The following is a 19,860-nucleotide window of genomic DNA, read 5'->3' on the forward strand; positions in this document are numbered from 1 at the left end:
ATTGCCCTTTTTATTTAAATATGTTTGTTTTAAACTTGTATAACACCTAAGTTAAAAGGTTTTTCAATAGGAGCGTGGTTAGCAGCTTCAATACCCATACTAATCCATTTTCTAGTGTCTAAAGGATTTATAACTCCGTCTGTCCATAACCTTGCAGCTGCATAATATGGCGAAGTTTGAGCATCATATTTTGCTTGGATAGTTGCCAAAATTTCCTGTTCTTTTTCTTTAGAAATGTTTTCACCTTGTTTTTTAAGTGAAGCTTTTTCAATTTGAAGTAAAACTTTAGCAGCTTGGGCACCTCCCATAACAGCAAGTCTAGCCGAAGGCCAAGCAACAATTAATTTAGGGTCGTAGGCTTTACCACACATTGCATAATTACCAGCACCGTAAGAATTACCAATTATTATAGTAAATTTAGGTACTACAGAATTACTTACTGCATTTACCATTTTAGCACCATCTTTAATAATGCCACCGTGTTCACTTTTACTACCAACCATAAAGCCAGTAACGTCTTGTAAAAATACTAAAGGAATTTTTTTCTGGTTGCAGTTTGCAATAAATCGGGTTGCTTTATCTGCACTATCCGAATAAATTACTCCGCCAAATTGCATTTCTTTTTTAGCGTTTTTTACAACTTTACGTTGGTTGGCAACAATTCCAACGGCCCAGCCATCAATTCTTGCGTAAGCACAAACAATAGTTTTACCATAATCTTTTTTGTATTCTTCAAATTCAGAATTATCAACAACGCGTTTAATAATATCTCTAATTTCGTACTGATCGGTTCTAGTTCTTGGTAAAATTCCAAAAATATCATCTTCATTTTCTTTCGGCTTTATTGATTCGGAACGATTGAATCCAGCTTTATCAAAATCACCAATTTTATCTACAATATTTCTAATTTTGTTTAAAGCATCTTCATCATCACTTGCTTTGTAATCTGTAACGCCACTAATTTCACAATGTGTAGTTGCTCCGCCAAGCGTTTCATTATCAATACTTTCACCAATAGCAGCTTTTACAAGATAACTACCGGCTAAAAATATACTAGAAGTTTTATCAACAATCATAGCCTCATCACTCATAATAGGTAAATAAGCTCCACCCGCAACACAACTTCCCATAACTGCAGATATTTGAGTAATTCCCATACTACTCATAATGGCATTATTTCTAAAAATTCTTCCAAAATGTTCTTTATCTGGAAAAATTTCATCTTGCATAGGTAAGTAAACTCCGGCACTATCAACTAAATAAATAATAGGAATTTTATTCTCTATAGAAATTTCTTGGGCACGTAAATTCTTTTTTCCTGTAATAGGAAACCAAGCTCCGGCTTTTACCGTGGCATCATTAGCAACAACAATACATTGCTTTTTATTAATGTAACCCATTTTTACAACAACTCCACCAGAAGGGCAGCCACCGTGCTCTTTATACATTTCTTCTCCAGCAAATGCACCAATTTCAATAGAATTACTATTTTTATCTAATAAATAATCAATTCGTTCTCGAGCGGTAAGTTTACCTTTTGCTTTATGTTTTTCAATTCTAGCTTCACCACCGCCTTTATAAACTTTTAAAAGCTTTCTTTTTAATGCTGCTAATTCTAGTTTATTATGATCTTCGTTTTTGTTGAAGTTGATATCCATTTTACCTTTTAAATTTAAAGAAGCTAAAATACAAAATGAATGTTAAACTATGTTAAAATAACTACCCTGAATAAATATACCTAGGTAAATAAAATTAATTAATATATATTTGCATCAACTAAAAACTAAAAAAGTGAAATCGTAGATTCACGAATACAAAAAATCAAATTCAAACAATTATGAGTAAAACAAACAAAATTATTTATTGGGTGGCAACAGGATTACTAAGTGCATTATTATTAATGTCTGCTGGTATGTATGTGTTTAATAATGAAATGGTACAGGGGTTGTTTACAAGTTTTGGGTATCCAACTTACATTATTTATCCCTTAGCAGCACTTAAGGCTGCAGCCGTTGTGGTTTTATTAACTCAAAAACAATCTAATATTAAAGAATGGGCATATTCAGCATTGTTTTTTGAATTTATTCTAGCAGCTTTTGCACATATTATGATTAATGATGGAGAACAAGGGGCTGCAATTATTGCAATTGTATTATTAGTTGTTTCTTATTTATTTGGAAAAAAAGTGTTTACACCAAAAAATATATAGGTATGAAAAATATTATAACATTAGGAGCTAGTACAAGTAAAAAATCTATTAATAAAGAGCTAGCAGAGTATACAGGAAGTTTATTGGGTAATGTAAACTTAATTAAAGTTGATTTAAATAATTTTGAAATGCCTATCTATTCAGTAGATATTGAAGCTGAAAATGGCATGCCAAATGGTGCAAAAAAATTAAATGAATTGGTAGAAAGTGCTGATGGTTTTATTATTTCTTTTGCCGAACATAACGGAGCTTATTCTGCCGCATTTAAAAATGCTTTTGATTGGCTGTCTAGAATAAACGGTAAGGTTTGGAGAGAAAAACCAATGTTGTTATTAGCAACTTCACCCGGAGCTAGAGGTGGGCAAACGGTTTTAGATATTGCCTTAGGAAGATTCCCTTATATGGGTGGAAATATAATAGGTAGTTTATCTGTGCCTTCATTTTTCGATAATTTTAAAGGTGGAGAACTAGTTAATAGTGAATTAAAAAATGAACTATTAAAGCTGATTGAAGATTTTAATAAATCAATATAATTATGGCTGAATTTTCCGAAGAAATAAAATCTAAATTTCCTAATGAGCGAGTAAAAGCTATGTTAAACATAAAGTTTACTGCAAATTATTTAGATAATATTGGGAGTTCGTTTTTAAAACCATTTAATATTTCCGAGCAACAGTATAATATTTTAAGAATATTAAGAGGAGCTAAAAAAGCAATTACTGTTAAAACCATAAAAGAAAGAATGGTTCAAAAATCGCCAAATTCAACGCGGTTAATGGATAAATTATGTGATAAAGGGCTAATTGATCGTATGCGTTGCGAAAATGATAGAAGAGTAGTTTATGTAGAAATTAATGATAAAGGCTTAGCATTATTGAATAAAATTAATATCGAAGAAATGGATACTGGAATTAGTACTATTTCAAATGAAGATGCTAAATTGTTGAATGATTTATTAGATAAATTTAGAGAAAATGATTTTAAAAGTTCATAAAGCAAGTGATAGAGGGAATGCCGATTTTGGATGGTTGAAAGCAAATTTTTCTTTCAGTTTTGGAAATTATTTCAATGCTGAAAGAATTAACTTTGGAGCACTTAGAGTTTTAAACGATGACTATATTAAAGGTGGTATGGGTTTTGGAACACATCCTCATAACAATATGGAAATTGTAACAATACCTCTTAAAGGTTCTTTAAAGCATAAAGATTCTATGTCTAACAAATGGATTCCTTTAGAGGTAGGTGAGGTTCAAGTTATGTCTGCAGGTAGTGGTATTCAGCATTCTGAAATGAACAATAATGCAGAAGAGGAATTGAACTTATTCCAAATATGGATTTTACCTAATCAAGAAAATTTAGAACCAAGATATGATCAAAAAGCGTTTTCGGTTTCAAATAGAGCTAACAAACTTCAAAAATTGGTTTCTTGGATAAAAGATTCTGATGATGATTCTTTAAAAATACACCAAGATGCTAGAATATCAAGAATAGATTTGTCTAAAAAAAATAACTACAATTACGTGTTAAAAAATAAAAATTACGGTGTTTATTTAATGCTTATTGAAGGTGAAATTTTAGTAAATAATGTTGTTCTAAATAAAAGAGATGCTCTTGAAATTGAACAAGCAAAACAATTTGAAATTGAAGCTATTAAACATTCAGAAATACTTTTTATAGAAGTACCAATGTAATTTTACGAATAGTCATTTTGAATTTGTTTTACCATATTCTCAATGGCTTTGTTTTCAGCTTGCTTTTCTAATTCGGTAGCCTCACAAAATCTAACTTCACAATCTTTTATTGGACAGCGCTCACAAGTAACACCAACTTCTTTAGAAATAATTGAGTTATCTGTTAAAAAATTTATTTTACTATTTAATAAAGGCGATAATAGTAAACCAATACTAATACTTCTATTGTAACCTTCTTTAAAAGGATCTTTAGTTCCGCTACTTATAACTATGTATTTTAAATGATTGTCTGGATAGTTCGAAATTTGAATATCCGTGGTTATTTTAGATTTTTCTAAAAAGTTTAATAGTGCAACAGATACCCATCTTCTGCAGTAATGCTCGTGAATTTCATTTGCTGTTGGTGGTTGTTGCTGTGTTATGTGTAATTCCTTAGAGAGTTTGTACCGATTTTCTTGATCTTTGTTTGTAAATCTTAAGAAAAATAAATTTTTAAAATGAAAAACTTTAGGTAAAATATTAGTTAGCCTGGTGTAAAATGTTTCTGGTGAATCCGTATACTTCAAAATCATATCGTTAAATTTTGAAGAACTCCATTTGGGTTCATCAAAAAATAACTTTAAATCTTCAACAATATTTTTTCTAGGAATAATTAAAGCACCGGCAAAATAAGAAGCCATAAAATTGTTTAGTACCTGATCAAACCTTTGAAATTTAATCCACGGAAAAGTATATAGTCTATCTGTTAGATTTAAATAGTTATAAGCTATCTCTTTACCATAAATAAATGTTTTTTGAGATTCTCCAATGGTTTTACTAAGTAAAAGAGTTTTAGATTTTGGAATAAATACAGATCGAATATCACTTAAATTACTATATTTATTTAATCCTTTTTTTAGAATTGTATAGCCAAATTCTTCAATTAAAATTTCTTCTAAATCATCACATTTAATTTTTTCTTGAAGATTAATTTGATATGCTTTTGCAAATTTTTCTACGCTATCTTCTATGTCTTCAAAATAATTATTGTGTGCTTCTTGATAAGATCTAAGTGCAGCTAAAAAGAAACTTTCTCTAGAAAGATTATAGTTTTGTGCAATTTCAATTAATGTACTTATAAAGGCATTTACTTTTGCTGGAGCATTAGAAATTATATCTATTAGATCAGATTCTTGGATGCCAAATAACTCTAAAGGAACTTCTTTTAAAATTTTAGATTGTAAAATTTCGCCTAATGGAGCAAGATTTTTATCTAATTTTAAAGAAACTAAATTATCATACGGTACTTCTAAAACATTTGCAAGAATAGCTATTTTATCTGTTTTTGGATATTTTTTTCCTTTTTCAATTTCATTAAGGTAAGATTTTGAAATGTTTGAAAGCTTCGAAAGCCCAAATAGAGAAAGGTTTTTCTCCATACGGATTTGCCTTAATTTTAATCCGAAAATTAATCTAATATATTCTTCTTCAATGTTCATAAAACAAAGATAATGTATTTAGCGAAATAATAAAAATAATTAAAAAATGTATATTTAGCGAACGTTCGCTTGTTTTGTAAAATATTTTTTATATGTTTGTCTTATAAAAATAATAATCATGGAAAATTTTAATGAAACAACAATTCAAAAAATTTCTTTCGCAAAAGATGTAAAGAATTATTACAATGAGATTTTAACTAATGAGGCTTTAGACTTTTTAGTGCAACTTCATGAAAAGTTTAATAGTGAAAGATTGGCATTATTAAAACAAAGAGTCATTCAGCAAGAATATTTTGATAAAGGTAATTTTCCAACATTTCCTGAAGAAACAGAAAGTGTAAGAGAAGGAGATTGGACTGCGGCTCCATTGCCAAAAGATTTATTGGATAGGCGAGTAGAAATTACTGGACCTGTTGATAGAAAAATGGTTATTAATGCACTTAATTCTGGAGCCAAAGTTTTTATGGCAGATTTAGAAGATAGTAATTCTCCAAGTTGGGATAACTGTTTAGAGGGACAGAAAAATTTAAAAGATGCTGTAAGAAAAACTATTTCTTTTACCAATGCTACTGGAAAAAAGTATATACTAAATGAAGAAATTGCAACTTTATTGGTTAGACCACGAGGCTTACATTTAGCTGAAAAAAACTTGATGGTAGATGGGCAAGAAATGTCAGCTTCTCTTGTAGATTTTGGATTGTACTTTTTTCATAATGCTAAAAAACTAGTAAAAATGAAAACTGGGCCATATTTCTATTTGCCAAAGTTAGAACATTATAAGGAGGCAAGATGGTGGAATGAGGTTTTCATTTTTGCTCAAGAGTATATGAATATAGATCAATGTACTATAAAGGCAACCGTTTTAATAGAAACAATTACCGCAAGTTTTCAAATAGATGAAATTATATACGAGTTAAGAAACCATATGGCAGGTTTAAATTGTGGTCGTTGGGATTATATTTTCTCCTATATCAAAAAATTTAGAAATCACTCTGGGTTTATGGTTCCAAATAGAGATCAGGTAACTATGGCATCTCCATTTATGGAGGCTTATTCGCTAAGAGTTATTCAACGATGTCATAAAAGAAATGTACATGCAATTGGTGGTATGGCAGCACAAATTCCTGTAAAAAATAATGAGGAATCAAATAATATTGCATTTGAAAAGGTGCGTGTAGATAAAGAACGTGAAGCTAAAAATGGACATGACGGTACTTGGGTTGCGCATCCTGGATTGGTGCCAATTGCTATGGAAATATTTGATAAGTATATGCCAAATGCAAATCAAATTGATGTAAAAAGAAACGATCTACATATAACCGAAGAGCAATTAGTAGAACAGCCTCAAGGAACTATTACTGAAAGTGGTATTCGAAAAAATATTAATGTTGGAATTTTATATATAGAATCTTGGTTATCTGGTAACGGCGCAGCCGCTTTATATAATTTAATGGAAGATGCAGCTACTGCAGAAATATCAAGAACCCAATTATGGCAATGGTTGCATAATGAAATTACATTAGAAGATGGTCGAAAATTTACTACTGAATTGTATGTTGAATTTTTAGAAAGTGAAATTCAAATAATTAGAAACTTAATTGGAAATGAAAGGTATGAAAATGGAAAATTTAAACTTACCATCCAATTGTTTGATGCCCTAGTGTTGTCAGAAAAATTTGAAGAATTTTTAACCTTAGAAGCTTATAAATACATTTAAAAAAAACCACCCTGAAACCGCAAAATTAGAGGGTGATTTATATAAATAACTATAATTAATTAAATACAAAACAAAATTATGAAAAATTTAGCACAAAGCAATTATAATTCAGCTTTACAAACAATAAGAGAGCTAAAAGCTAAGTACGGAAATGGTTGGAACACAATAAACCCTCAAGTTGCAGCGAGAATGGTAACTCAAAATCGTTTTAAAACAGGTTTGGAAATTGCTAAATATACAGCAGCTATTATGAGAAAAGATATGGCTGAATATGATGCAGACAATTCAAATTACACGCAATCATTAGGGTGTTGGCATGGTTTTGTTGCACAACAAAAAATGATCGCAGTTAAAAAGCATCATAAAACAACAAATAAAAGATATTTATATTTATCTGGCTGGATGGTAGCTGCATTACGTTCAGAATTTGGTCCATTGCCAGATCAATCAATGCACGAAAAAACAGCAGTTCCAAGTCTAATAGCAGAGATTTATGATTTTTTGCGTCAAGCAGATGCCATTGAGCTAAATGATTTATTTAGAAGACTTGAAAACGGAGAAGATGTGCAACATGAAATAGATAATTTTGAAACACACGTTGTACCTATTATTGCAGATATTGATGCTGGTTTTGGGAATGAAGAGGCTACTTATTTACTAACTAAGAAAATGATTGAAGCTGGTGCTTGTGCAATTCAAATTGAAAACCAAGTTTCTGATGCCAAGCAATGTGGTCATCAAGATGGAAAAGTTACGGTACCACATGAAGATTTTATTGCTAAACTAAACGCTATTAGATATGCATTTTTAGAATTAGGAGTAGATGATGGAATTATTGTTGCAAGAACAGATTCTGAAGGTGCTGGTTTAACTCAAAAATTACCTGTAAGTCAAGAGCCAGGCGATTTAGCATCACAATATTTAGCTTTTGTAGATGGTGAGGAAATTGATGTTAACGATGCTAAGGAAGATGATGTTTTATTAAAAAGAGATGGGAAATTGATTCGCCCTATTAGATTGCCAAATGGATTGTATAAATTTAAAGATGGCTCAAATATAGATAGAGTTGTATTAGATTGTATTACAAGTTTACAAAATGGAGCAGATTTATTATGGATAGAAACTCCAACTCCAAATGTTAAACAAATAGCCCATATGGTTAATAGAATTAAAGAAGTTGAGCCAAAAGCTAAATTGGTTTACAATAATTCTCCATCGTTTAATTGGACATTAAATTTCCGTAATCAAGTATTTGATGAAATGCTTTCAGAAGGTGAAAATATGACTGGTTATGATAGAAATAATTTAATGGATGCGCATTATGATGGTTCGGAATTATGTTATAGAGCAGATGAAAAAATTAAAACATTTCAATTAGATGGAGCAAGAGAAGCAGGTATATTTCATCACTTAATTACATTACCAACTTATCATACAACAGCACTTCATATGAATGATTTAACAGAAGGGTATTTTGGAAACGAAGGTATGTTGGCTTATGTAAAAGGTATTCAAAGGCAAGAAATTCGTAAAGGTGTTTCTTGTGTAAAACATCAAAGAATGGCAGGTTCAAATTTAGGAGATGATCATAAAACATTTTTTGCAGGAGAAAAAGCCTTAAAAGCGGAGGGAGAAAAGAATACATCTAATCAATTTAACGCTATATTTAAAAACAACAAAGTTGAAGAAAAATTAAATAAGGTTAGTTAAACAATTTTAAAACTTAAGTTGTGCAATTTTAAAAATGTTTTTTAATGTTGCTTTTGAAGTAAGCACCCTTATCTGAGGGTGCTTTTTTGTGTTGTTAACTATAATTTTACGATATTTGTGAGCTGCTATGGAAAATTTCAACCATTAGAATTTAAAAAAATAGATAAAATGAATAAAAATACAGTATTGGCTTGGGCTACAGCAATTATGATAATAGTTGGTTTGGCACTTATAGCTCTTGGAGCGTTTAGATATGATGATGTTGCTGGATGGGGATTTGCCTCTGTTGGTATAGGCTTTTTTGCCATTGCCTGGGTATTTAATGCCTTAAAAGGTAGAGTATAGTTAATGTTAGGTGTAATTTCACTTCTTTAAGTAGAAGTAATAAATTAAAAATAAAAGATGTCAGACGATAAGAAAGTAATTTTTTCAATGTCAGGGGTAAGTAAATCTTACCAAGGAGCGAATAAACAGGTTCTAAAAAATATTTATTTAAGCTTTTTTTACGGAGCTAAAATTGGAATTTTAGGTTTAAACGGATCGGGTAAATCTACATTATTAAAAATAATTGCTGGTTTAGAAAAAAACTATCAAGGAGATGTAGTGTTTGCACCAGGTTACTCAGTTGGATATTTATCGCAAGAGCCTAAGTTAGATGATGATAAAACAGTAATTGATATTGTTAAAGAAGGTGTTGCAGAAACCATGGCAATATTAGACGAGTACAACAAAATAAACGATATGTTTGGTTTGGAAGAAGTGTATTCTGATGCTGACAAAATGGATAAGTTAATGGCTCAGCAAGCAGAACTTCAAGATAAAATTGACGCTTCTAACGCTTGGGAAATTGATACAAAATTAGAAATTGCAATGGATGCTTTACGTACTCCAGAAGGCGATACGCCAATTAAAAACTTATCTGGTGGTGAACGTAGAAGAGTTGCTTTATGTAGGTTGCTATTACAAGAGCCAGATGTGTTATTGTTAGATGAGCCAACCAACCATTTAGATGCAGAATCTGTACATTGGTTAGAGCATCATTTACAACAATATAAAGGAACTGTAATTGCGGTAACGCACGATAGATATTTCTTGGATAATGTTGCAGGTTGGATTTTAGAATTAGATAGAGGTGAAGGTATTCCTTGGAAAGGAAATTATTCTACTTGGTTAGATCAAAAGTCTAAGAGATTGGCACAAGAATCTAAAACTGCATCTAAGCGTCAAAAAACGTTAGAGCGAGAGTTAGATTGGGTTCGTCAAGGAGTTAAAGGTCGTCAAACAAAACAAAAAGCTCGTTTAAAGAACTATGATAAATTAATGAGTCAAGATCAAAAACAACTAGACGAAAAATTAGAAATTTATATTCCTAATGGTCCTCGTTTAGGTACTAATGTAATTGAGGCTTCGGGTGTTTCTAAAGCTTATGGAGATAAATTATTATATGAAAACTTAGAGTTTAATTTACCTCAGGCAGGTATAGTTGGTATTATTGGGCCAAATGGTGCTGGTAAAACCACTATTTTTAGAATGATAATGGGTGAAGAAACTCCGGATAAAGGAGAGTTTAAGGTAGGTGAAACTGCAAAAATTTCATATGTAGATCAAAGTCATTCAAATATTGATCCTGAAAAAACAATTTGGCAAAACTTTTCTGATGAACAAGAATTAATTATGATGGGCGGTAAGCAAGTTAATTCGAGAGCTTATTTAAGTCGTTTTAATTTCTCAGGAAGTGAACAAAATAAAAAAGTAAACACACTTTCTGGTGGTGAGCGCAATAGGTTACATTTAGCTATGACGTTGCGTGAAGAAGGAAACGTATTGTTATTAGATGAGCCAACAAATGATTTAGATGTAAATACGCTAAGAGCACTAGAAGAAGGTTTAGAAAACTTTGCGGGTTGTGCTGTAGTAATTAGTCACGATAGATGGTTTTTAGATAGAATTTGTACTCACATATTAGCTTTTGAAGGAGATAGTCAAATTTATTTCTTTGAAGGTTCATTCTCAGATTATGAAGAAAACAAGAAAAAACGATTAGGTGGAGATTTAATGCCAAAACGAATTAAGTATAAAAAATTAATTAGATAATTAAAAAAAATCCCAACTATTGTAGTTGGGATTTTTTTTTGAACAAATATTGGTAGGAATTAATTCATAGTGAAAAGTATAAACCATTTGCCATCTACTTTTAGAAGCTTACTGGTTTCAGAGTTAGATTTGCCATTATCATATTCAATAGTGTGTTTAACAGTTGCGCTATTTCCATCTTCCGAGATTTCTTCACTATCTATAGTTATACCCTTATAACCACCTTTTTTTTCTATTTCTTTTGATGCCATACCTAACAGACCTTCAATTTTTTTTGCTTCATCTTCCGATAGTTTTTCACCATTTTTTTTAACATAAAGTTTGGCTACAGCTTCGTAATTTTTCTTTTTAATAAGTTCGTACGATTTTTTTACAACATCACTAGGTGAAGATCCAGAAGAGCAAGACATAAAACAAAAAGTAGTGAAAACTAGAACTAGCGATAAAATTTTAAAATTTTTCATAATTTAAATATTAATGTTTGAGTTTATTTTTTTGAAAGGTAATTTTGTAAATTCTGAAGGGAATATAACGGAGTGTTTTCCGAAGAGATAATTAAATTCTTTAGTTTGTACGTTTAAATTTATACCACAATTTTTATAAGCTTTTACAATAAGTTCTGTGCAATACAATTTTTTATCAGTTAATAAATTGTACTCATTATCAAACTCATATTTTTCGTTGTAAAAACGTTTTACTTCATTACAAAAATTATCTATTATTCTTTGCTGAAAAGGACTGCGGTAAATACTTATTTTCGAAGCGTTTTTTGTGGAAGAAAACTCAGAAAGTAATTCTTTTTTAATCACCTGAAGTTTATGTGGCACTGCGTGTATTACGTAGGGAATATTATTTTCAAAAATTAAAATACCAATATGGCTAAATTCAGCATTATTATCAGCTAAATGAACAGCGTAACTTTCTGTAGATTTTCCGCAGCGTAGAATTAAATCCCCATTTTTTAGCAATTTAATGTTTGTTGAGTTTTGGTTGGTTAAATGTGTAAAATAGTAACCGTATACAACAAATAAAAGTGCTAATAGAGTGCAAGCTGTTAATAAAATTCTCTTGACCATTATTTAATAATTTATGGTACTATTAAAATTAAGAATTTATTAAGTTGAAGATATTACCAAATCGTAAAAAGAATAATTAAATCGTAAATTATATCCACCGGCAGTCAATAAAGTCTGTAAGCATATGAAATAATAAACCAATTGCTATTACTCTTGTCTTTTTTGGTATTAGAAGTGCTATATAAATTATAATGGCGTAATAGGAGTGTAGAGGGTGAAATCCAATACTGCATCTATTAGGGTCAAAAAGAGGTGTAGCTAATAAATGGTCTAAATCTACCAACATGGTGGCAATAAAAATAAGCCAAACTTTTATCCAATTATTTCTAAAAAATAGATATGCAATTAAACCTGGAACCAAAAAGTGCATTCCATAATGCGTAAAAAAACGAACAAACTCCATTGTTAAAAATTTAGTTGTTGGTTTTCTAAATAGTTTAATGCGTTCGGACCTTCCATAAAAATTAAATCTAACATACTTAAGTTAGGAATAAACCCGTGATTTTGTTCAAAAACTTGAATATAACGTTTAAAGTTAAACACTTGTTTCGTTTTTGCAATTGCTAAGTTTCTGTAATCTTCTTTAGCTTCAACTTCAAAATCGATAGTTTTAGTAAACGGAATGTTCAACTGTAGAGCATCTAGAATAAAACAATGAGTTTCTATATTAAGGTCGATTAAAAAATCAATTTTTTTGGTGAATATTGGCAATAAATCATCAATATAATATTCAAAAAAAGGAGAAGAGCTATAGGCAGTTTCTAATGTTTTTAAATGTTGTTTATTCCAATCGTCTTTGTAATCAATTTTTACATCTTTGGTTTTTTGCTTAACACCTTTTGAATGTTGAATTGGTACGTTAAGTAAGTGTTTTCCATTTGCTGTGTATATGTAGCAGCGATTTCTATAAGTTTGTTTTTGAAAATTATCTTCAAATTCAAACTTAATAGTATTTGCTTTAGCAATTGCAACATATTGGCTAATTGGCGAAAAGTATGTAGGTTGAAATAACATGAATTATTTCTATTCTTCAGAATTTTTTCTTTTTCTAAAGCTGCTATATCCAAACCAAAGTGCTAAAAACCCTAAGAAATAGTATAAGTATGAAACCGGTTTACCATCTCCATGAACAGTTGTAAAAACACGATCCCAACGAATTTTATTTTGAATTCCTTCGGCATTACTATCCCAGCTCATCCAAATAAATACAGGTTTACCCACTACGTGGTCAAAAGGAACATATCCCCAATAACGAGCATCTTCAGAGTTGTGACGGTTATCTCCCATCATCCAATAATAATTTTGTTTAAAAGTGTATGTTGTAGCAAGTTTTCCGTTAACATAAATATCATTTCCATCAACAGTTAAATCGTTACTTTCATACTCTTCAATTATTCTTTTATAAAAAGGTAAAGACTCTAAGTTTAAATCAACTGTTTTTCCGGCTTCAGGAATATAAATAGGACCATAATTATCTATTGTCCAACCGTGTTTTTGATTGTTCGGAAAAATAGATGAATCAATATTTCCTTTAGGCGTTAACTGTTTAGTTACGCTTTGAACTGAAGGTAAGTTTCTTAATTTTTTAGCATTTGCATCTGTTAAATTAAGCATATAATAATCGCCTTGGTAGCTACCTTCGGTAACATTATATCTTTTAAAAGTTGCTGGGCTAAGTTGAGCACCATTTTTAATAACTACTTTATGAAAGTACTGTGGCTTAGCTCTATCTGGTAAAACAGTTTGTTTACCGTTAATAAAAATATAACCATCTCTAATTTCTAAAGAATCTCCAGGAATACCAACACAACGTTTTACGTAGTTAGATTTTTTATCGATTGGTTTATCAACGTGAACATTAGATTTGTCAAAAAAGAATCTAACCGTATCAACTGGCCAACTAAAAACAACAATTTCGTTTCTTTTAATATCTTGAATTCCAGGCAATCTAAAATAAGGTAATTGTGGTGCTTTTAAATAAGATCTTAAACCAGTTTTTGGCAACGAATCGTGTACCATTGGAGCTGCAACAGTTGTCATAGGTGTTCTTGCTCCGTAATGGAACTTACTTACAAAAAGAAAATCTCCAATTAGTAACGATTTTTCTAAAGATGAAGTTGGAATAGTGTATGGTTGCATAAAATACGTATGCACCAAAGTAGCAGCAACAATTGCAAATACAATTGAACTAACCCATTCTCCAAGTTCTGTTCTAGATTTTAAGCTTCTGTCTTTAATATATTCTACATCTTCAATATAGTTTAAATAAAAGTTATAAAAACCTAAAGATAATACAGCTAAAAATGAATGAACTGTAGAATATTTACCAAAACTTCTAACGGTTTCAACCCAAATAACAGGGAACATTAACAGGTTAATAATTGGTATAAACAATAGGATAACCCACCAAGTAGGGCGCTTAATAATTTTCATTAAAACGATTGCATTGTATATCGGTACTAATGCTTCCCAAGCTTTTCTACCAGCTTTAACGTATAATTTCCAAGTACCTAAAAAATGAATTACTTGAATAATTAAAAAGAATATTAACCAACCTGTCATTGTCATAATTAAAATATTTTATTGAAGACCTAATACGTCTTTCATCGTATAAATTCCTGTTTTGTCTACTAACCATTCTGAAGCAATTACGGCTCCTAACGCAAAACCTTGTCTGTTGTGTGCTGTATGTTTAATATCAATAGTATCAACTTCAGATGCGTATTCTACAGAATGTGTTCCAGGTACATCTGGAATTCTTTTAGCAACTATAGGTACTTCATTAGCATTATTTGTTACATCTAATGCCCAATTATTTTTTGAAGTATGTTTTATAATTCCTTCAGCCAAAGTAATTGCTGTACCACTCGGTGCATCTAATTTTTTTGTATGATGAATTTCTTCCATTGAAATGTTGTATTCGCTAAGATTTTTCATCATTTTAGCTAATTGCTCATTCAATTCAAAAAATATATTTACGCCTAAACTAAAATTTGAAGCATAAATAAAACCACCGTTGTTTTTGTTACAAATATCAACAGCTTCATCAAACTTATCTAACCAACCAGTTGTACCACAAATTACAGGCACATTATTTTTAAAACAGTTTGTTATATTGTTAAAAGCTACAGATGGAATGCTAAAATCTATAGCTACATCTGCCTTAGTAATATCATAATCTTTAGTGTTTTCATCTACCTTTAAAACAATTTGATGACCTCGCTTTATAGCAATTTTTTCAATTGTTTGCCCCATTCTTCCGTACCCTAAAAGTGCTATTTTCATTTTTTAAAATTTAAAACTTAACGAAGCTCCAACAATAGCATTATTCGAGTTAAAATCTTGAATAATTGTTGGTTCAATAGATAAGTTATTGTCTACATTATGTTGTATAAGGTGAGCGTTAGTACTAGCTTCAAGTATTTGTAATACATACAAAGCAACAGTAACTAACAGCGATAAATCTCTATCTTTTTTATATCCTTTTTGAGCAGTAACAAGCGCATCATCTGATAATAAAATATGATCACCTAAGCCATCAAATTCATCTGGTTTACCATTTAATCTAAGTTTATAAGCAGTTCTGGCTCTGTCGTAATTTTTATTATTTGCTGAATAAAAATAAATACCAGTACCTAAGGCACCATAAACAAAAGGAATTTTCCAATATTTTTTATTGTATGCTTGACCTAGACCAGGTAAAATTGCAGAGTAAAAAGCAGCTTTTGATGGCGATAGTACGTCAAAATCGTATTTTGGCACAATAGAGTCTTGAACTTTAATATTCACGTTTTTAGTTTGCGAATATGAGTTACATAAACCTATTGAAAAAAATAATAAAGAAAATATGAATATATGTTTTTTCAATCTATTCAAGTAGTTTTTTAATTCTGTTAAAATCTTCTTCAGAATGAAAAGGAATCATAATTTTTCCTTTGTCATTACCTGATAGTTTAACGTCTATTTTATGTCCAAAGTATTCGCTAAAAGTTTTTAACCCTTTATTTACAAATTTTGGAACTTCAACAGTTTTAGCAACCGTTTTAGGTTTAACTTCAACATCACCACCATCTTTAAGCGCTTTAACTAATTGCTCAGTTTGGCGTACAGATAGTTTTTGTTGAATTATTTTTTCGTAAATATCTAATTGATCATCTGTATTATCTACGTTAATTAAGGCTCTACCGTGTCCCATAGATAAAAAACCATCACGCATACCTGTTTGAATAATTGGGTCAAGTTTTAGTAAGCGTAAATAGTTTGTAATAGTAGAACGTTTTTTACCAACGCGTTGGCTCATTTGTTCTTGCGTTAAATCTATTTCATCAATTAAACGTTGGTATGATAATGCAACTTCAATTGGATCTAAATCTTTTCGCTGTATATTTTCTACCAATGCCATTTCTAGCATTTCTTGGTCGTTGGCAAGTCTAATATAAGCAGGAACTGTAGTGTTTCCAATTAATTTAGAAGCTCTAAATCTTCGTTCTCCAGAAACTAGTTGAAATTTATCACCTAGTTTTCTAACAGTAATTGGTTGAATAACACCTAGTTCTTTAATAGAAGTTGCTAATTCTCGTAAGGCTTCTTCATTAAAATAACTTCTTGGTTGAAAAGGGTTAACATCAATTTTATCAATATCAATTTCAACAATGTTTCCAACTAGTTTATCAGCGTTTTTATCTTCAACAGAGTTTATTTCTGGTGAGTTTTCTTTTAATAAGGCAGATAAACCTCTTCCTAAAGCTTGCTTTTTTGTTGCTTTTGCCATTTTTATTATTTATTCTTTTTTAGAATTTCGTTGGCTAAGTTAATATAATTTACGGCACCACGACTTGTGGCATCATAAGCTATAATACTTTCACCAAAACTTGGAGCTTCACTTAATCTAACATTTCGCTGTATTATGGTATCAAAAACCATATCTTGAAAATGTTTTTTAACTTCTTCTACAACTTGGTTAGATAAACGTAAACGAGAATCGTACATAGTTAAAAGTAGGCCTTCTATATCTAAATTTGGGTTGTGTATTTTTTGAACACTTTTAATGGTGTTCAATAATTTTCCTAGACCTTCTAATGCAAAATATTCGCATTGAATTGGTATTGCAACAGAGTCTGCCGCTACCAAAGCATTTAAAGTAATTAAACCTAATGAAGGAGCACAGTCAATTAAAATATAATCGTAATCATCTTTAATTTCTTCTAGAGCTTGCTTCAACATATACTCTCTATTGTCTTTATCTACTAATTCAATTTCGATAGCAACCAAATCTATATGAGCAGGAATTAAAGATACGTTTGGCGAGTTTGTAGCCACAACTGCATCTTTTGCAGAAATAGCATGTTCTAACAATTGATATGTACCGTATTCAACCTCTTCAACAATAACTCCTAAACCTGAAGAAGCATTTGCTTGAGGATCGGCATCAATCAATAATACTTTTTTCTCTAGTACACCTAATGCTGCTGCTAAATTAACAGTTGTAGTTGTTTTACCAACACCACCTTTTTGATTGGCTATTGCAATTATTTTGCCCATAAAAATTATAAGAATTATTTTAAGATGTAAAAATACAATTATTTATGGTTTATAAAAGAAGATATTGTTAACAAAGCCCTAAAAAATAAAAGAGGTTGAAAATCAACCTCTTTTATAGTATTTGTTATTTTTTTACTGGTATGTTTTCTAAAATTACCAACAAAAATTTCCAAAATTTTTGCGATGATTTTATATTTGCTCTTTCGTCTGGAGAGTGAGCTCCTTGTATAGTTGGTCCAAAAGAAATCATATCCATTTCTGGGTAATTTGTTCCTAAAATACCACATTCTAAGCCTGCGTGACAAGCAACTACATCTGGTTTACTGTTAAATAAATCTTCGTAAGTTTTGCTCATTACTTTTAAAATTGGAGAATCTATATTTGGTTTCCAACCAGGATAAGAACCAGATTGTTTAACGCTATATCCACCCAACTCAAAAGTAGAAGTTAACGAATTTGCTAAATCTGTTTTAGAAGTTTCAACAGATGAACGTGTTAAACAAGCAATTTCAATATTTTCGTCTTTTACAATAACTCTTGCAATGTTGTTAGATGTTTCTACTAAGTTTTCCATATCTGGGCTCATAGTATAAACTCCGTTATGTAAAGAGTAAATAATATTTAAAAGTGTAGACTGGCTAATTGTTGTCATTACTTTTAAATTTTCATCTATTTTGTTAAATGAAATATCTAAGTTAGTTTCCTTAGTTTTAAACTCGTTTTTAATATGTTTAACTACTTTGTTAAACTTTTTTTCGAATGCTTTTTTATTAGAATTGTAAACAACAATTTTTGCAAAACTTTCTCTTGGAATAGCATTTCTTAATCCACCACCTTTAATTTCTGAAATACGAATAAACTCACGAGTTTCATACATTAAACGGTTCATTATTTTGTTGGCATTTCCTAAACCTTTGTCAATGTCCATACCAGAGTGTCCACCACTTAATCCTTTTACAGAAATAGTATAAGATTCACTATTTGTTGGTGAATTTACTTCGTTATAAGTATTGTCTGCAGTAATATCAATACCACCTGCGCAACCTATATCAATTTCGTCATCTTCTTCGGTATCTAAATTTAATAAAATTTCACCATCTAAATAACCGGCTTGTAAGCCCATTGCTCCGGTCATTCCAGTTTCTTCATCTATAGTAAATAAAGCTTCAATAGCTGGGTGTTTAATTTCTTTTGAAGCTAAAACAGCCATAATTGCAGCAACTCCTAAACCATTATCGGCACCTAAAGTTGTACCATCAGCTTTTACCCATTCACCATCAATAATCATTTTAATACCTTCTGTATCAAAATCAAAAGTAGTATCGGCGTTTTTTTGATGAACCATATCTAAATGCGATTGCATTACAACGGTTTTTCTATTTTCTAAACCTTGAGTAGCAGGTTTTTTAATAATTACGTTTCCAACAGGATCTACAACAGTTTCTAGGTTTAAATTGTTTCCAAAATCAACCATAAATTGTATTACCTTTTCTTCTTTTTTTGAACCACGAGGAACCGCATTTAAGTCTGCGAAATTGTTCCAAAGTTCTTTTGGTTCAAGGTTTCTTATTTCGTTACTCATAATAATTGTATTTTTAATAATTGGTGTTTTTATGAAATTTCAATAACAGTTTCCTGCATTGGTTTTCTTACTTTTTTAAGTCCGTTCATAACATCATCTTCGGCTCTATATCCAACAGGTAACATTAAAACAGATTGTAAATTTTTATCAGCTAAGTTAAGTAATTCATCAACTTTATTAGGTACAAAACCTTCCATTGGGCAATTGTCAATTTTTTCAACAGCACAAACAGTCATTAAATTACCTAAAGCAATGTAAGTTTGGTATTTAGCAGAAAGTTGTCTGTCTTCTAAACTCATATTTTTGTACATGTCAACTAATTGATTTCTAAATGTACTTACAACTTCTTCGCTAGTTCCTCTAGTTTTAATTTCAAGATCAAAATAGTTGTTCACTTCCTTTTCTGAAGTATCTTTTTCAATACATAAAACTAATAAGTGAGAACAATCAGCTACTTGACGTTGAAAATAAGAATGCTCAACAAATTTTTCTTGAAGTTCCTTATTTTCAATAATTATTAATTTAATTGGCTGTAAACCAAATGAAGTTGCAGTTAAATTGAAAGCCTTTTTTAAAGTTTCAATTTGTTGCTTTGTAAGTTTTTTTGAAGGATCGAATTTTTTTGTCGCATACCTCCATTCTAAACTACTTATAATATCCATTTTTAAAAGTTTATTTATACAAAACTAATTTAAAAAAGTTGAAAATAGCATATGTTTAGTTTCCAATTTTTACAATTAAAAGTTAATTTTTATATTTAGA

Annotated in this window: 21 protein-coding genes; 8 read left to right on the forward strand and 13 right to left on the reverse strand. The window is 30.3% G+C overall.

Translation table 11 applies throughout. The features are described from left to right. Nucleotides 1-29: 29 nt before the first annotated feature. The gene (locus tag BLU40_RS11605; RefSeq protein ID WP_090123620.1) at nt 30-1,658 is read right to left on the reverse strand and encodes an acyl-CoA carboxylase subunit beta; all 1,629 of its coding nucleotides are present in this window, start codon (nt 1,656-1,658) and stop codon (nt 30-32) included. Nucleotides 1,659-1,837: 179 nt separating this feature from the next. Here BLU40_RS11605 and BLU40_RS11610 point away from each other — a divergent pair, with 179 nt between their 5' ends. The 4 genes from BLU40_RS11610 to BLU40_RS11625 are packed head-to-tail and all read left to right on the forward strand — an operon-like array spanning nt 1,838 to nt 3,900. Then, the gene (locus BLU40_RS11610; RefSeq protein WP_090123622.1) at nt 1,838-2,209 is read left to right on the forward strand and encodes a DoxX family protein; all 372 of its coding nucleotides are present in this window, start codon (nt 1,838-1,840) and stop codon (nt 2,207-2,209) included. 2 nt (nt 2,210-2,211) lie between these two features. After that, the gene (locus tag BLU40_RS11615) at nt 2,212-2,742 is read left to right on the forward strand and encodes an NADPH-dependent FMN reductase (RefSeq protein WP_090123624.1); all 531 of its coding nucleotides are present in this window, start codon (nt 2,212-2,214) and stop codon (nt 2,740-2,742) included. A 2-nt stretch (nt 2,743-2,744) separates the two neighbouring features. Then, complete coding sequence (locus BLU40_RS11620) at nt 2,745-3,203, forward strand: MarR family winged helix-turn-helix transcriptional regulator (RefSeq protein WP_090123626.1); 459 nt, start codon at nt 2,745-2,747, stop codon at nt 3,201-3,203. After that, nucleotides 3,184-3,900 carry a pirin family protein gene (locus BLU40_RS11625; RefSeq protein WP_090123628.1) on the forward strand — a complete coding sequence of 239 codons (717 nt, stop codon included), beginning with the start codon at nt 3,184-3,186 and terminating at the stop codon, nt 3,898-3,900. The genes BLU40_RS11620 and BLU40_RS11625 overlap by 20 nt, the downstream gene beginning before the upstream one ends. 2 nt (nt 3,901-3,902) lie before the next feature. Here BLU40_RS11625 and BLU40_RS11630 read toward each other — a convergent pair whose 3' ends face one another. After that, complete coding sequence (locus tag BLU40_RS11630) at nt 3,903-5,378, reverse strand: helix-turn-helix domain-containing protein (protein WP_090123630.1); 1,476 nt, start codon at nt 5,376-5,378, stop codon at nt 3,903-3,905. Between the two features lie 118 nt (nt 5,379-5,496). Between BLU40_RS11630 and aceB the strand changes: the two genes are divergently transcribed. From aceB to ettA, 4 genes are all read left to right on the forward strand, one after another. Beyond that, complete coding sequence (aceB, locus tag BLU40_RS11635; protein WP_090123632.1) at nt 5,497-7,095, forward strand: malate synthase A; 1,599 nt, start codon at nt 5,497-5,499, stop codon at nt 7,093-7,095. A gap of 78 nt (nt 7,096-7,173) precedes the next feature. Further along, complete coding sequence (locus BLU40_RS11640) at nt 7,174-8,805, forward strand: isocitrate lyase (protein ID WP_090123634.1); 1,632 nt, start codon at nt 7,174-7,176, stop codon at nt 8,803-8,805. Between the two features lie 168 nt (nt 8,806-8,973). After that, nucleotides 8,974-9,150, forward strand: coding sequence for a CAL67264 family membrane protein (locus BLU40_RS17590; RefSeq protein WP_090123957.1), 177 nt, complete (start codon nt 8,974-8,976; stop codon nt 9,148-9,150). Between the two features lie 57 nt (nt 9,151-9,207). Continuing rightward, a complete protein-coding gene (ettA, locus tag BLU40_RS11650) occupies nt 9,208-10,899 on the forward strand; it encodes an energy-dependent translational throttle protein EttA (protein ID WP_090123635.1) in 1,692 nt (563 codons plus the stop codon). A gap of 59 nt (nt 10,900-10,958) precedes the next feature. On the opposite strand, the gene BLU40_RS11655 is transcribed toward ettA, so the two are convergent. The 11 genes from BLU40_RS11655 to BLU40_RS11705 form a co-directional block, all read right to left on the reverse strand. After that, complete coding sequence (locus BLU40_RS11655) at nt 10,959-11,363, reverse strand: DUF4878 domain-containing protein (protein ID WP_090123637.1); 405 nt, start codon at nt 11,361-11,363, stop codon at nt 10,959-10,961. 3 nt (nt 11,364-11,366) lie between these two features. After that, entirely contained in the window at nt 11,367-11,975 is a 609-nt protein-coding gene (locus BLU40_RS11660) for a YiiX/YebB-like N1pC/P60 family cysteine hydrolase (protein ID WP_090123639.1), read from the reverse strand. An 88-nt stretch (nt 11,976-12,063) separates the two neighbouring features. Further along, the gene (locus BLU40_RS11665; protein WP_090123641.1) at nt 12,064-12,378 is read right to left on the reverse strand and encodes a DUF6122 family protein; all 315 of its coding nucleotides are present in this window, start codon (nt 12,376-12,378) and stop codon (nt 12,064-12,066) included. A 2-nt stretch (nt 12,379-12,380) separates the two neighbouring features. Continuing rightward, complete coding sequence (locus tag BLU40_RS11670; protein ID WP_090123643.1) at nt 12,381-12,989, reverse strand: WbqC family protein; 609 nt, start codon at nt 12,987-12,989, stop codon at nt 12,381-12,383. Nucleotides 12,990-12,998: 9 nt separating this feature from the next. Continuing rightward, entirely contained in the window at nt 12,999-14,543 is a 1,545-nt protein-coding gene (lepB, locus tag BLU40_RS11675) for a signal peptidase I (RefSeq protein WP_090123644.1), read from the reverse strand. A 12-nt stretch (nt 14,544-14,555) separates the two neighbouring features. Beyond that, a complete protein-coding gene (gene dapB, locus BLU40_RS11680; RefSeq protein WP_090123646.1) occupies nt 14,556-15,260 on the reverse strand; it encodes a 4-hydroxy-tetrahydrodipicolinate reductase in 705 nt (234 codons plus the stop codon). Between the two features lie 3 nt (nt 15,261-15,263). Next, the gene (locus tag BLU40_RS11685; RefSeq protein WP_245729940.1) at nt 15,264-15,764 is read right to left on the reverse strand and encodes a DUF5683 domain-containing protein; all 501 of its coding nucleotides are present in this window, start codon (nt 15,762-15,764) and stop codon (nt 15,264-15,266) included. 79 nt (nt 15,765-15,843) lie between these two features. Beyond that, on the reverse strand, nt 15,844-16,746 hold the full coding sequence (locus BLU40_RS11690) for a ParB/RepB/Spo0J family partition protein (protein WP_090123651.1): 903 nt from the start codon (nt 16,744-16,746) through the stop codon (nt 15,844-15,846). A gap of 5 nt (nt 16,747-16,751) precedes the next feature. Continuing rightward, entirely contained in the window at nt 16,752-17,516 is a 765-nt protein-coding gene (locus tag BLU40_RS11695; RefSeq protein ID WP_090123654.1) for a ParA family protein, read from the reverse strand. 124 nt (nt 17,517-17,640) lie between these two features. After that, entirely contained in the window at nt 17,641-19,098 is a 1,458-nt protein-coding gene (locus BLU40_RS11700; RefSeq protein WP_090123657.1) for an aminoacyl-histidine dipeptidase, read from the reverse strand. A gap of 29 nt (nt 19,099-19,127) precedes the next feature. Continuing rightward, a complete protein-coding gene (locus tag BLU40_RS11705) occupies nt 19,128-19,760 on the reverse strand; it encodes an NAD(P)H-dependent oxidoreductase (RefSeq protein WP_090123660.1) in 633 nt (210 codons plus the stop codon). Nucleotides 19,761-19,860: the final 100 nt, after the last annotated feature.

Origin of the sequence: Lutibacter oricola, assembly GCF_900106565.1 — a bacterium.
In the GTDB taxonomy this organism is placed as follows: domain Bacteria; phylum Bacteroidota; class Bacteroidia; order Flavobacteriales; family Flavobacteriaceae; genus Lutibacter; species Lutibacter oricola.